Raw genomic sequence first — 12,558 nt, 5'->3', positions numbered from 1 at the left:
AGTGCGGCGAGGGCACCGGGTTCGTCGATGTCTCCGAGGTGGACGGCGGTAGCACATCGACGGCGCTCGGAAACCCCGACCGTTACTCGATGGCGGTCGAATCGACCCTTCCTATTGCCGTGGGCCGTCCAACCGGGACAGGATGGCGAGGCGTGCGGGAAACCTCCTCGTAACCTGCGCGCTGCTGGTCTCTGTCACAAGGAAGTGGGAGTCAGTCATGAGCGACGCGTCGACGGCGCTGGGTGTGCGCCTCTATCCGGACCTGGTCGAGCACGGTGGTCTGGCCCCCGCCCTCGTCGAGACCGCCACCCGCCACGGGCTCGACATCGGCCGGGTGAGCGCCCCCGACCAGGGGCGCAGCCGGTTCACCTGCGCCGAACTGCACTCCGACCAGGGCGTGGTCTGCGTCAAGCTGGGCTCACAGGCCCGATACTTCATGATCGACCTGCGGGTCTCCGGCGAGGTCCTCGCGCGCGGCGACGTCATGGACCTGTTGCAGGTCGCCCAGGTGGCCGCGGCCTGGCGGGCCGGGCTGCCGTTCACCGAGCTCACCGCCCGGTTCCCGTTCATGGAGGAGATCAAGCACCGCCCGACTCCGGTGGCCCAGGTCAGCTAGGGCACGCTGACCCGCGCTGCCGTCAGCAGCGCAGTCGGGGTGGCAGAGGTGACCCCACCCCGACGTCACGGTTCAGGTACGTCGACTGCACGAAGGCGACGAAACGCTCCGCGTCGGTCGCGGTCGACGCCAGCCCGAACGAGACGCGTACCGCGCCGCCCGTCGGCAGACGCAACGCGTCGAGATACTGGTCGATCGTGTCGACCCGCGCCAACAGCCGCTGCCGCACCGACTCCCTCCTGATCCCGAACGCGCCCTCACCCGCGCCCGGATTGCAGAAACAGCCGGTACGCAGCGAGAACCCGGCAGCTGCGGACTCCCGTGCGACGAGCCGCTCGTCGACCAGGGTGCCGTCCGGGTGGCGGAGGTTGAACGCCACAGTGCCGCCGCGCCCCGCACCCGTCGTCGGCCCGTACACCTGCACCAGGGGCCCGCCGGTGTCGTGCCGCAGCGTGGTCAACCGCTCCAGCAACCACTCGGTGAGCAGGGCGACGCGGGTGTGGACGAGGTCGACGCCGATCGAGTCGAGCCACCGCAACCCGAACTCCACGTCCGGGATGCTCAGGAAGTTGAGCGTGCCGTCCTCGAACGCCGACTCGTCGTCCGTCGACCGGTGCCAGTCGCCCTGCACGCTGACCGCGCGGATGGTGCCGCCGGCGAACCACGGCCGGCGCAGCCGGGCCAGGGCGTCGCGGCGGGCCAGCAGCGCGCCGACCCCGGTGGGGTAACCGAAGAGCTTGTACCAGCTCAGGCACACGAAATCAGGCCTGACGACGCTGAGGTCCAACCGGTTCGTCGGCGCGAACGCGGCGGCGTCGAGCAGCACGTCGTACCCGCGCTGGTGCGCCACCTCCACCCAGTCCAGCGGATGCTGCACGCCGGAGAAGTTGCTCTGCGCCGGATAGGCGAACAGACCCCGACCACCGGGCCGACCCCGCCGGGCGGCGAGGCCGCCCCGGTCGGCATCGAGCACCGCGACCAGGTCGGACTCCGCGACCCGCAGGTCCGGCCCGCTCAACGGTACGTAGCGCGTTGTCGCGCCGGCCGACCGGGCGTACTCGCGGACACCGTTGACGGAGTTGTGGTTGTCCCAGGTCAGCACCAGTGACCCGCCCCGACGGAAGTCGTACGCCTCGCCGACCAGCCGACAGGCGCCGCTGGCGTTCGGGGTGAAGACGACCGCGTACTCGGCAGGATCCGCGTGGAAGAAGTCGAGCACCGCGCGCCGGGCCGACTCCACCAGCGAACCCGCCGCGCTGCTGGTGGGATTCTCCGAGTGCGGGTTGCCGTACAGGCGGGCGAGCAGCCGATCGTGGTGCTCGCGTACCTGGGCCTGCGCCGCCACCCCCGCCCCGGCGTAGTCGAGGTACACCTGCCCGTCCCGGTCCAGGTGGTGGTACTCGGTGGCCCGCAGGTCGTCAATGCGGCTCGTGGCGGAGTATCCGGGCCACGCCGTCGGCGAGGTGGGCGCTGCCGGCTCACGGGTTGCCACGGGAGTCCCTCCGTGCCAGCACCGCCCAGGTGGCGCTCAGGAAGAGCACCACGAAGCCACCGAGCACCAGCCAGTTCACCCACACCGGCCGGGAGAAGCTGTCGCCGTACGTGGTCAGCAGCGGCGGGCCGAGCGGCGAGCCGCCGTCGCGCCAGAGCCGCTCCACCCCGGCGGTGTGCCCCAGGGCCTCGAACGCCCACCGGTTCGACATGGCGAAGCTGAGCCACTGACCACCGACCGCCATGGCCGGCACCGGCAGGATCGCGCCGACGAACAGCACCTGCGGGAAACACAGCATCGGCAGCATGAGCGTCGCCTGTGCCGCGTCGGACACGGCCGCCGAGCACAGCAGACCGAGGGCGAGCGCGGCCGTCGAGGAAAGCAGCAGGGTCGCGTACAGGGCGGCGAAGTCGCGGCCGTCGACAGGTGGCAGCCGGTCGATGCCGCGCAACACCCCGAGCAGGGCCAGGTCCACCAGGGCCAGCAGCGGCAGCAACACCGCGACCTTCCCCATCAGGTACGGCACCAGCCGGACACCCGCCAGCCGCTCCCGACGCAGGATGGGTAGCTCGGTGCAGATCTGGAGCAGCCCGTAGGTCAGCCCGAAGAAGAAGCCGCCGAACGCGATCCAGAACAGGATCATCACCGTCACCGTGGGGCTCGGCCGGCTCGGCTCGAACGCTCCCGGACGGAAGAGCAGCGCGAACATGCCGAGCACCATCAGCGGTGAGCCGAGCAGGATCGCCAGCGTCAGCCGGTTGCGGACGACGATCTCCGCGTTGCGTGCGGTGAGGACGGACCACTGACGCAGCCGGCCGACGGGCGCCGGCGCGCCGCCGTCACGGGCGTGCGCGGGGCGGGCTGCTGGTTCGACGTCGCGCCGCTGCGCGGCGAAACGGTCGGGCCACTGGGCCGGGTGCGTCGCCTCGTCGAGACGGAGGTGCACCTCGACGAGGGACCGCAGGCCGAAGAACTCCCGGGCTGCGGCGGGGGCGCCGCTGAACGCCAGGCGCCCGCCGGGGGTCAGCACGACCACCCGGTCGCAGTGGTCCACGTCGGTGATCTGGTGGGTGGTGAGCACGACCGTCGTCCCCGTGTCGGCGAGGGTGCGGAGCACCTGGAGCAACTCCACGGCGATCGCCGGGTCCAGCCCGGAGGTGGGTTCGTCGAGGAGGAACACGCCGGGCCGGGTGAGCAACTCGACAGCGATGCTGGCGCGTTTGCGTTCACCCCCGCTGAGCAGGCCCACCGGTGTGTCGGCCCGTTCGCTGAGTCGCAGCTCGGCGAGCACCTCGGCGACCCGGTCGCCGACCTCGGCCGTCCCGGTCGCGGAGGGGAGGCGCAGGCGGGCGGCGTACCGCAGGGTGCGGGCCAGGGGCAGTTCCCGGTGGATGATGTCGTCCTGCGGGACGAAGCCGATGACGCCGGGGTCTGCCGTGCCGTCGTACGTCACGACGCCCGCTGTCGGTCGCCGTACGCCCCCGAGCAACTCCAGCAGTGTGGTCTTACCGGCGCCACTGGCACCGATGATCGCGACCAGTTCGCCCGGCGCGATGGCCAGCGACACGTCGTCCAGGATCTGGCGACCGCCTCGGGCGCTCTGGCCCAGCCCGTTGGTGGTGATGCCGACGCCGGTGCGCGGGGGAGTCGTGGTCTGCTCGGTCGTCATGTCGGGTGCCCGATCGGGTCGGTGAGGGTCCGCCTGGATATCGTGCCTCGCCGATGTTACTGAGTGGCCCGGTCGGTGTGCCGGCCTGATCGGTCAGCGCTGTCCGCCCACTCAGTCGATCGTGGTCCGTGCCTCCGCCGGCACCTGGAGGAGATCCAGGCAGTTGCGCCACAGCGTTTCCAGCTGGGTCGGGTCGTTGAGCAGCTTCGCGAGCAGGACCCGTCCCTCGATCTGGGCCACGATGGAGCGGGCGGCTTCCCGGACGTCGACCGACGGGCCGGCCAGGCCGCGTTCCTTCGCCTCGACGACGACCTGCTCGATGAGGGTGATCTGCTCCTCGAAGATCTCCTGGAGCCGACCGCGGATCTCCTCGGCCTGGTTGCTGAGTTCGAGGGCGAGGTTGCCGAACAGGCAGCCGGCGACGACCCCGGAGTTCTGTTGGCCGAGGCGCTGGATCTCCTCGGTCGCCACGAACAGGTCCCGCAGCCGGCGTAGTGGGTCGTGCTCGGCGCCGAGCAGTTGCTCCCACTGGCGACGCTGGGTGACCCAGTGCTCGTCGATGACGGCGCGGGCGAGAGCCTGCTTGGATTCGAAGAAGTAGTAGAAGCTGCCCTTCGGCACTCCGGCCGTCGCACAGATCTCGGCCACGCCCAGGGCCGAGTAGCCGCGCTGCTCGATCAGCGTGGCGGCAGCGTCGAGGATCTTGTTCCGCGCGTCACTGGTCCGTCCCATGCTTTGACGATACACGACCGGTCGGCTAGCTTTTAGTAGACCAGTCGTCTAGTGGTCATCCGGTCGGGCCTCCAGGTCCGACCCCCAGGGCTTCGGCCAGTCAGGAAGGGTTCCCATGAACACCAGCCAGGTACAGAAGGTCGTCGTGGTCACCGGCGCGTCCCAGGGCATCGGCGCCGGCCTCGTGGACGCCTACCGCAAGCTCGGCTACGGCGTGGTCGCCACCTCGCGCTCGATCGGCGCGTCCGACGACCCGCAGGTCGTCACGGTCCGGGGCGACATCGCCGACGCCGACACGGCCCAGCGGGTGGTGGACGCCGCCCTCGACCGTTTCGGGCGCATCGACACCCTGGTGAACAACGCCGGCGTCTTCGTCGCCAAGCCGTTCACCGACTACACCGACGAGGACTTCGACCAGGTGACCGGGATCAACCTCGCCGGGTTCTTCCACCTCACCCGGCGCGTCATGCCACACCTGCTGGCCAGTGGCGCCGGTCACATCGTCAGCATCACGACCAGCTTCGTCGACCAGCCCAACTCGAACGTTCCGTCGGTGCTCGCGTCGCTGACCAAGGGCGGCCTCAGCTCGGCCACCAAGTCCCTGGCCATCGAGTACGCGGGTCGCGGTGTGCGGGTCAACGCCGTCGCGCCCGGCGTCATCAAGACCCCGATGCACCCGGTCGAGACGCACGAGACGCTCGCCGGCCTGCACCCGGTCGGCCGGATGGGCGAGACCAGTGACGTGGTCGAGGCCGTCGTCTACCTCGAGTCCGCCCCGTTCGTCACCGGCGAGATCCTGCACGTCGACGGTGGCCAGAACGCCGGCCACTGACCTGACCCGATCCCGGAGAGGAGCAGACGATGCCGATCGTCACCATTCAGATCACCCGCGAGGGCAGCACACCCGGCACGTCCGCGGCGACCGCCGAGGAGAAGGCCGCCCTGATCAAGGGCGTGAGCGAGGTGCTGCGCGACGTCCTGAACAAGCCGTTGACGTCGACCTTCGTGGTGATCGACGAGGTCGCGACCGAGAACTGGGGTCGTGGCGGCCTGCCCGTCGACCAGTTCCGGCAGCAGCAGAGCGCCCAGGCGTCCGAGTAGACCCGGCCCTTCGCCGGTGCGGCCCAGTCTCCGCACCGGCGAGGGCGGGCCCGGGTCGTGAGCCGGACGCGAGGGACAGTCTCGGACGGACGCGGTCGGCATACTGACCGAGTTCACTGTCCTAACGGGGAGGACTCCGATGACCACACCGTCCGCCGGCCCGCCAGATCCCACACCCACCGACCTCATGGTCATGATCAGCGACGAACGGCGACGGGCCGCCGACCTGATCGACGCGCTGACGCCCGAGCAACTGGGCGTCCCGAGTCTGTGCGGCGCATGGACCGTCCGGCAGGTGGCCGCCCATCTCGTCGCCCCCTTCGCCGCTCGCCGCCGGTGGTTCCTACCGCTGCTGCTACGGAGCCGTTTCAATCTGCACGCCGCCAACGCCCGGCTGGCCGAGATGGTCGCCCGCCGACCGGCCGACGAGATCTCGGCGCTGCTGCGCGAGAACGCCTCGACGCCGTACCGGGCACCCCGGGTCGGCTTCTTCGGTCAGCTCACCGACCTCCAGGTGCACGGACAGGACATTCGCCGCCCGCTGGGCCTGCCGCACGACCTGCGTCCCGATCGGCTCCGGGCATCGCTGGACTTCCTGGTGCACCGACGCGCGATCGGTTTCTTCGTGCGTAAAGGTCACACCGACGGCCTGCGGTTCGAGGCGACCGACCTGGGCTGGGCATCAGGGGAGGGGCGAGTGGTCCGGGGCGCGGCAGAAGCGGTGATGCTCGCGCTGACCGGTCGCTCCGTCGTCCTCGCCGAGTTGTCCGGTGACGGCGTCCCGATACTGCGCGACCGGTTGGCCCGCTGAGCGTCGCGCTCGGGCTATCCCGAGACCTCCGCGAAGAACTGCCGCAGCGCGTCGGCGAAAAGGTTGGGTGCCGTCATGGTCGCGAAGTGCGACTGGCCGGGCCAGACGACGTGACGCGCCGTTGGCATCGCCGCCGCCAGGGCGTCGACAGTGGTGGGCATCGGCTCCCACGTGTCGGCGCCCGCCAGCAGGAGCGTCGGCACACTGATCGAGGACCACCGTGCGATGTCCGTGCCGTCCGCGGCGAGGGCTTCGAGATCGTGCAGCCAGCCGATCGCCGAGCGTCGGGCCTCGACCGGATCCGGCGTCCGATCGCCGGCCGAGGCGGCGAGGGCGGCGACGATCTCGGCCGGAACCCGTGTCACGTCGTTCAACGCGGCTGCCATCGCCGTGGTGTCGTCGCGTTCGAAGGCGGAACGGTACCTGTCGAGCAGCGGTGCGATCCCTGCTCCGGCGGCGTAGAGCGGAGGCTCGAAGACGGCCAGCGAACGTAGGTTGCGGGGGTCGGCCGAGGCGGTGTGCAGTGCCAGGGTCGCGCCGTAGGACGCCCCGACGAGATGGACCGGCTCGCCCGAAGGGCGGTGTGCTGCCTCGATGACGGCCAGCAGGTCGACGGTCTCGTCCGCGAAGTACTTCGTGCCCGGCGGGACGTCGCTGGGGCCGTATCCGCGCCGGGCCGGCATCCACACCGTGTGATCCCGAGCGAGATCGTCCGCGACGGCGGCCCACGAGTGCAGCCCGCCACCCGAGCCGTGCACGAGGACGACGGGATCCCCGGCCCCGAGACGCCGCACCACCAGACGGGTCCCGTCGGGGGATTCGACGGTCAGGTCGTCGCTGTTCACTTTTGCTCCCGGGTTCCGGTCGGCCAGTTGTTCAGTGTGGTGTGCACGGCGTCGAGAAGCGAGTGCCAGGAGGCGTCGAGAGGGCGGGGATGCCCGAACCCGTCGACGGTCTCGATACTCGTGAAGCCGTGGAGGGTGCTGCGGACGAATCGGATCGCGTCGGTCAGCGCGGGTTCGTCGAGCCCGTAGCCGCGCAGCATCGCGTAGCTCAGCTCGATCAGGCGCAGGTGCCCGACGGAACTCGTGCCGATCTCGGGCGGCAACGGAAGCTGGGTCGCCGCGTACTGCCCCGGGTGGGCGAGGGCGAACGCGCGCCAGGCGTCGGCGAACGCCTCCAGTGCGTGGCGGCCCGAGCGACCGGCCACGGCGATCGCGAGTTCGTCGGCGAACCCGGCCGCCGCCCGTACCGCGACGTGCTCGATCAACGCGTCGCGACTGCGGACGTGCACGTACAGAGCGGCGTCGGAGACCCCGAAGTGTCGAGCGACGGCCGCGACGGTCAGTCGTGCCAGGCCGACCGCGTCCGCCAGGTCGGCCGCGGCGGCGGATACGCGCTCGCTGGTCAGACCCTGTCGCGGCATGTGGATCCTTTGGCTGGCTAGGAATCAACTTAGGAGCCCTAAGATAGCACCGCCCCGATCGCAGCCGGCCGGCCCGGTGGCATGAACGGCGCGGTGGGGGGAAGACCGGCCATCCGTCGCCGAACAGGAGGGCCGGGATGAGAGCCGTCGTCTACGCCGACGTGCGAACCGTCGCCGTGCGGGAGGTGCCCGACGCGACGCTGGAGGCGGAGACCGACGTGCTCGTGCGGATCACCTCGACCGCTCTCTGCGGCACCGACCTGCACATGTACGACGGACGAACCGGCGCGCAACCGGGGCTGGTGCTCGGTCACGAGCCGCTGGGAGTGGTGCAGGAGGTGGGCAACGCCGTGCAGACCGTCCGGCCGGGCAGCCGGGTGGTGATCCCCACGCATCTGTTCTGCGGGACGTGCGTGATGTGCGCGCGGGGGTTCTCTGCGGCCTGCCTACGGGCCCGGGCCGAGGCGCCGGGCGCGGCGTACGGCTACGCCGGGATGGGTCCGTACCGGGGTGCCCAGGCCGACCTGTTGCGCGTGCCGTGGGCCGACGCGAATTGCGTGCCGGTGCCCGGCGAGCCGGGGGACGAGTACGAGGACGACTTCGTGCTGCTCGCCGACGCGTTCGTCACCGGGTGGCACGCCGCCGCCACCCTGGCCGGGGTCGAGGCCGGGGACACGGTGGCCGTATTCGGTGCGGGCACCATCGGCCTGCTAAGCGCCTACTCGGCGTTGCTGAGAGGTGCCCGCGTCGTCTACTGCGTCGACGGAGTCGACGCCCGGCTTGACAAGGCCGGCGAGATCGGCGCGGTGCCGATCGACTTCCGCCGGGGTGACCCGGTCGAGCAGATCCGTGCCGACCGGGCCCGGGCCGGGTTGCCGCTCGGCGAGGAGAAGCTGGGCGGAGTGGACAAGGTGATCGACGCGGTCGGGTTCCAGGCTCGCGACCGGGAGCACCCCGAGCGGGAGCGCCCGGACCAGGTCATCGCCGATGCGGCCCGGCTGGTCAACCCGGTCGGGGCGATCGGGGTGGCCGGCGTGTACCCGGACAGGGACCTGCATCCCGCCTCCGGCGCGGACGGCCACGAAGACCTCGTCGCGCCGTGGGGGGCGCTGTTCAGCAAGGGCGTCACGGTCCGGTTCGGCCGCACCCACGACCGCCGCTACACGGTGCTGCTGCGGGACCTGGTCGTCGCCGGTCGTGCGCGGCCCAGTGTCGTCGTGACCCACCACGGCACCCTGGCCGACGCGCCGGAGCTGTACCGCCGTTTCGACCGTCGGGAGGACGGCGTGATCAAGGCGGTGCTGCGCCCGGACTGACCGCACCGATCGGCCCCGAACCGGCCTTAAGGGGCGTTAGGTCGCGGATCCCTCGCCTGGTGACGGGTGCATCGAGACGACAGTCGTCGATGCGGCCCTTTGGGAGAGGCGTGGGTCACACCACCTGCCGCCGGGTCCGGGGGTGTCCCGGAGGCGTTGTCGACGTCGCCGCCCGATCAAGATCATTCGATGGCGTCGAGCGCGCGGATGCGTCGACGGTCGTCAGGTTGCTGCGGATCATGCCTGGTGGCGGCCTCTGTCAAGGGGTAGCAGGCTCCGGGTGGGGCGTCGCTATCATTTGACAACGTTGCCACCGGCACGCGAAGGTGCCCGGAGGGGCTGCGGGGGCGGCTGTGACGGGCGAATACTGCGCTACGTCTATATTGCCGGATTGTTACATTTTCAACAGGCCCTCGCCTTGCGGATGACCCTTCGGCCGCAATACGTTGCCGTCAACAACAAAACCAAGTGAAGGTTCAACCTTCCGGAGGCAACCGATGACGTTGGCGAGGTGGTACGAGCTATGAGCGACGTGCCGATCCTCCTTGAGATGCGCTCCATCACCAAGGAGTTCCCCGGAGTCAAGGCCCTCTCCGACGTCAACCTGGTGGTTCGCGCCGGCGAGATCCATGCCATCTGCGGCGAGAACGGTGCGGGCAAGTCCACGCTGATGAAGGTGCTCAGCGGGGTCTACCCACACGGCAGCTACGACGGCAAGATCGTCTACCAGGGGTCGGAGAGCAAGTTCTCCGACATCCGGGCCAGCGAGAACGCCGGCATCGTGATCATTCACCAGGAGCTCGCGCTCATTCCGGGCATGTCGATCGCCGAGAACATCTTCCTCGGCAACGAACCGCGCAAGCGGGGCGCTATCGACTGGAAGGCCGCGAACCGGATGGCGCTGGACCTCATGGCCCGGGTTGGTCTGGAAGAAGACCCGGACACCCTGGTCAAGGACATCGGCGTCGGCAAGCAGCAGCTCGTGGAGATCGCCAAGGCGTTCGCCAAGGACGTCAAGCTGCTCATCCTGGACGAGCCGACCGCGGCGCTGAACGAGGCCGACTCCCGGCACCTGCTGGACCTGCTGCGCGGGTTCCGCTCCCGCGGCATCACCTCGATCATGATCTCGCACAAGCTGAACGAGATCGAGGCGATCGCCGACCAGATCACCATCCTGCGCGACGGCCGGACCGTGGAGACCCTCGACGTCAAGGCGGACGGGGTCGACGAGGACCGGATCGTGCGGGGCATGGTCGGTCGCGAGCTGAGCAGCCGGTTCCCGGACCACACCCCGAAGATCGGCGACGTGTTCTTCGAGGTCCGCAACTGGAACGTCCGGCACCCGATCTCCGCCGAGCGCCAGGTCTGCAAGAACGAGAGTTTCGTGGTGCGCCGCGGCGAGATCGTCGGCTTCGCCGGTCTGATGGGCGCGGGCCGCACCGAACTCGCGATGAGTGTCTTCGGCCGCTCCTACGGGGTGTACGAGTCGGGCACGATCATCAAGGACGGCAAGGAGATCGTCCTGAAGTCGGTGGCGGACGCCATCGACAACGGGCTCGCGTACGTCAGCGAGGACCGCAAGGCGATCGGCCTCAACCTGCTCGACGACATCAAGACGTCGACGGTTGCCGCCAAGCTGTCCAAGATCTCGCACCACGGCGTGCTGAACGAGGTCGAGGAATACCAGGCGGCCGAGTCCTACCGCAAGGAGCTGCGGACCAAGGCCCCCACGGTCGACGAGGGTGTCTCGAAGCTCTCCGGTGGCAACCAGCAGAAGGTCGTGCTGGCCAAGTGGATGTTCACCGACCCGGACCTGCTGATCCTCGACGAACCGACCCGCGGCATCGACGTGGGTGCGAAGTACGAGATCTACGGCATCATCCAGCGGCTCGCCGACCAGGGGAAGGGCGTCGTCGTCATCTCCTCGGAGCTGCCTGAGCTGATCGGGCTCTGCGACCGCATCTACACCGTGTTCGAGGGCGCCATCACGGGCGAGATCGCCCGGGCGGACGCGACCCCGGAGACCCTCATGAAGCAGATGACCTCGACGAAGAAGTTGGCCACCCGATGAGCCGTATCAAGGACCTTCAGAAGAACCTGTTCGGAGGCACGACCTCCAACGCCCGTCAGTTCGGGATGATCTTCACCCTCGTGGCGATCGTCGTCCTGTTCCAGATCCTGACGGACGGCCTGACGCTGCGATCGGACAACCTGATCGCACTGTTCCAGCAGAACTCGTACATCCTGATCCTGGCCATCGGCATGCTCATGGTGATCGTGGCCGGGCACATCGACCTCTCGGTCGGCTCGGTCGCCGCCTTCGCGGGCATCCTGGTGGCCAAGTCGATGGCCGAGTGGGACCTGCCCTGGCCCGTCGCCATCCTGTTCGGCCTCGCGATCGGCGCGATCATCGGCGCCTGGCAGGGCTTCTGGGTGGCGTACATCGGGGTGCCGGCGTTCATCGTGACCCTGGCCGGCATGCTGCTGTTCCGTGGTGGCAACCAGTTCATCGGTAACGCCAACACGATCCCGGTGCCGGAGGGCTTCCGGGAGATCGGCTCCGGCTTCTTGCCCGAGTTCGGTCCGAACACCGGCTACAACAACGCGACGCTGCTCCTCGGCCTGGCCGCGGCGGTAGCCGTGGTGTGGCGGGAGCTCCAGGCCCGCAAGACCCGTCGGGCGATGGACGCCGACCCGGCACCCATGTGGATCTCGATCCTGCGGATGGCCGTCATGGTCGGGGTGATCGCCTTCGCGGCGCTGCGCTTCGCCAGTGGTCGCGTCGGCACCAGCTTCCCGATCTCCGGCATCATCCTGGTGCTCCTCGTGATCGCGTACTCCTTCTACACCCGCAACACGGCCGGTGGCCGGCACATCTACGCGGTGGGCGGCAACTCCCGGGCGGCCGAGCTGTCCGGCGTGAAGCTCAAGCGGGTCAACTTCTTCGTCATGATGAACATGTCCGTCCTGGCCGCGCTGGCCGGCATGATCTTCGTGGCCCGTTCGGCGGCCTCCGGCCCGCAGGACGGCAACGGCTGGGAGCTGGACGCCATCGCCGCCGTCTTCATCGGTGGCGCGGCCGTCTCCGGTGGTATCGGCACCATCAGCGGCTCGATCGTCGGTGGTCTCGTCATGGCCGTGCTCAACAACGGCCTCCAGCTGATGGGCGTCGGCACCGACCGGGTTCAGATCATCAAGGGCCTGGTCCTGCTGCTGGCCGTCGCGATCGACGTCTACAACAAGAGCCAGGGACGCTTCTCCATCATCGGGAGCCTGATGCGGCCGTTCCGCCGCGAGGACTCCGCCCCACCCGCCTCACCGCCGGACGCGGAGCGCGAGCCCGCCAAGGCAGCGGTGTCCGGCTGACGGCCACCGAACTCTCACCACCCGTCTCA

The 12,558-nt window shown here is 69.6% G+C and carries 12 protein-coding genes; 7 read left to right on the top strand and 5 right to left on the bottom strand.

The window, feature by feature from the left end:
- The first annotated feature begins 217 nt into the window (after nt 1-217).
- Nucleotides 218-616: a hypothetical protein gene (locus O3438_RS12820; RefSeq protein ID WP_269680183.1), complete on the top strand. Its 399-nt coding sequence runs from the start codon at nt 218-220 to the stop codon at nt 614-616.
- Nucleotides 617-638: 22 nt separating this feature from the next.
- Here O3438_RS12820 and O3438_RS12815 read toward each other — a convergent pair whose 3' ends face one another.
- From O3438_RS12815 to O3438_RS12805, 3 genes are all read right to left on the bottom strand, one after another.
- Nucleotides 639-2,108: an aminotransferase class V-fold PLP-dependent enzyme gene (locus tag O3438_RS12815; protein ID WP_269680182.1), complete on the bottom strand. Its 1,470-nt coding sequence runs from the start codon at nt 2,106-2,108 to the stop codon at nt 639-641.
- On the bottom strand, nt 2,095-3,777 hold the full coding sequence (locus O3438_RS12810) for an ABC transporter ATP-binding protein/permease (RefSeq protein WP_269680181.1): 1,683 nt from the start codon (nt 3,775-3,777) through the stop codon (nt 2,095-2,097). Before O3438_RS12810 ends, O3438_RS12815 begins: the two co-directional genes overlap by 14 nt.
- A gap of 111 nt (nt 3,778-3,888) precedes the next feature.
- A complete protein-coding gene (locus O3438_RS12805; protein WP_269680180.1) occupies nt 3,889-4,509 on the bottom strand; it encodes a TetR/AcrR family transcriptional regulator in 621 nt (206 codons plus the stop codon).
- A gap of 115 nt (nt 4,510-4,624) precedes the next feature.
- Between O3438_RS12805 and O3438_RS12800 the strand changes: the two genes are divergently transcribed.
- From O3438_RS12800 to O3438_RS12790, 3 genes are all read left to right on the top strand, one after another.
- Complete coding sequence (locus O3438_RS12800) at nt 4,625-5,341, top strand: SDR family NAD(P)-dependent oxidoreductase (protein ID WP_269680179.1); 717 nt, start codon at nt 4,625-4,627, stop codon at nt 5,339-5,341.
- Nucleotides 5,342-5,370: 29 nt separating this feature from the next.
- A complete protein-coding gene (locus tag O3438_RS12795; protein WP_269680178.1) occupies nt 5,371-5,610 on the top strand; it encodes a tautomerase family protein in 240 nt (79 codons plus the stop codon).
- Nucleotides 5,611-5,749: 139 nt separating this feature from the next.
- Nucleotides 5,750-6,421, top strand: a complete 672-nt coding sequence (locus O3438_RS12790; protein ID WP_269680177.1) for a maleylpyruvate isomerase family mycothiol-dependent enzyme — start codon at nt 5,750-5,752, stop codon at nt 6,419-6,421.
- Nucleotides 6,422-6,435: 14 nt separating this feature from the next.
- On the opposite strand, the gene O3438_RS12785 is transcribed toward O3438_RS12790, so the two are convergent.
- Both O3438_RS12785 and O3438_RS12780 read right to left on the bottom strand, forming a co-directional pair.
- Nucleotides 6,436-7,266: an alpha/beta fold hydrolase gene (locus O3438_RS12785; protein WP_269680176.1), complete on the bottom strand. Its 831-nt coding sequence runs from the start codon at nt 7,264-7,266 to the stop codon at nt 6,436-6,438.
- Nucleotides 7,263-7,847, bottom strand: a complete 585-nt coding sequence (locus O3438_RS12780; RefSeq protein WP_269680175.1) for a TetR/AcrR family transcriptional regulator — start codon at nt 7,845-7,847, stop codon at nt 7,263-7,265. The genes O3438_RS12785 and O3438_RS12780 overlap by 4 nt, the downstream gene beginning before the upstream one ends.
- 137 nt (nt 7,848-7,984) lie before the next feature.
- Here O3438_RS12780 and O3438_RS12775 point away from each other — a divergent pair, with 137 nt between their 5' ends.
- The 3 genes from O3438_RS12775 to mmsB all read left to right on the top strand — a co-directional run bounded on the left by O3438_RS12775 (nt 7,985) and on the right by mmsB (nt 12,529).
- Complete coding sequence (locus O3438_RS12775) at nt 7,985-9,163, top strand: glutathione-independent formaldehyde dehydrogenase (protein WP_269680174.1); 1,179 nt, start codon at nt 7,985-7,987, stop codon at nt 9,161-9,163.
- 523 nt (nt 9,164-9,686) lie between these two features.
- Nucleotides 9,687-11,234 (top strand): multiple monosaccharide ABC transporter ATP-binding protein, encoded by a 1,548-nt coding sequence (gene mmsA / locus O3438_RS12770; protein WP_269680173.1) that lies wholly within the window; start codon nt 9,687-9,689, stop codon nt 11,232-11,234.
- Nucleotides 11,231-12,529 (top strand): multiple monosaccharide ABC transporter permease, encoded by a 1,299-nt coding sequence (gene mmsB / locus O3438_RS12765; protein WP_269680172.1) that lies wholly within the window; start codon nt 11,231-11,233, stop codon nt 12,527-12,529. The genes mmsA and mmsB overlap by 4 nt, the downstream gene beginning before the upstream one ends.
- Nucleotides 12,530-12,558 lie beyond the last annotated feature (29 nt).

The organism is Micromonospora sp. WMMC250, assembly GCF_027460215.1.
GTDB classification, from domain to species: domain Bacteria; phylum Actinomycetota; class Actinomycetes; order Mycobacteriales; family Micromonosporaceae; genus Micromonospora; species Micromonospora taraxaci.
The sequence above is the reverse complement of the archived record's forward strand: the minus strand, read 5'-3'. Positions and strand labels throughout refer to the sequence as shown.

Bases quoted from the DNA above. Each gene is read 5' to 3' on its own strand.
- O3438_RS12820 (WP_269680183.1), top strand. From the start codon at position 218: ATGAGCGACGCGTCGACGGCGCTGGGTGTGCGCCTCTATCCGGACCTG.
- O3438_RS12810 (WP_269680181.1), bottom strand. From the start codon at position 3,777: ATGACGACCGAGCAGACCACGACTCCCCCGCGCACCGGCGTCGGCATC.
- O3438_RS12805 (WP_269680180.1), bottom strand. From the start codon at position 4,509: ATGGGACGGACCAGTGACGCGCGGAACAAGATCCTCGACGCTGCCGCC.
- O3438_RS12800 (WP_269680179.1), top strand. From the start codon at position 4,625: ATGAACACCAGCCAGGTACAGAAGGTCGTCGTGGTCACCGGCGCGTCC.
- O3438_RS12795 (WP_269680178.1), top strand. From the start codon at position 5,371: ATGCCGATCGTCACCATTCAGATCACCCGCGAGGGCAGCACACCCGGC.
- O3438_RS12790 (WP_269680177.1), top strand. From the start codon at position 5,750: ATGACCACACCGTCCGCCGGCCCGCCAGATCCCACACCCACCGACCTC.
- O3438_RS12780 (WP_269680175.1), bottom strand. From the start codon at position 7,847: ATGCCGCGACAGGGTCTGACCAGCGAGCGCGTATCCGCCGCCGCGGCC.
- O3438_RS12775 (WP_269680174.1), top strand. From the start codon at position 7,985: ATGAGAGCCGTCGTCTACGCCGACGTGCGAACCGTCGCCGTGCGGGAG.
- mmsA (WP_269680173.1), top strand. From the start codon at position 9,687: ATGAGCGACGTGCCGATCCTCCTTGAGATGCGCTCCATCACCAAGGAG.
- mmsB (WP_269680172.1), top strand. From the start codon at position 11,231: ATGAGCCGTATCAAGGACCTTCAGAAGAACCTGTTCGGAGGCACGACC.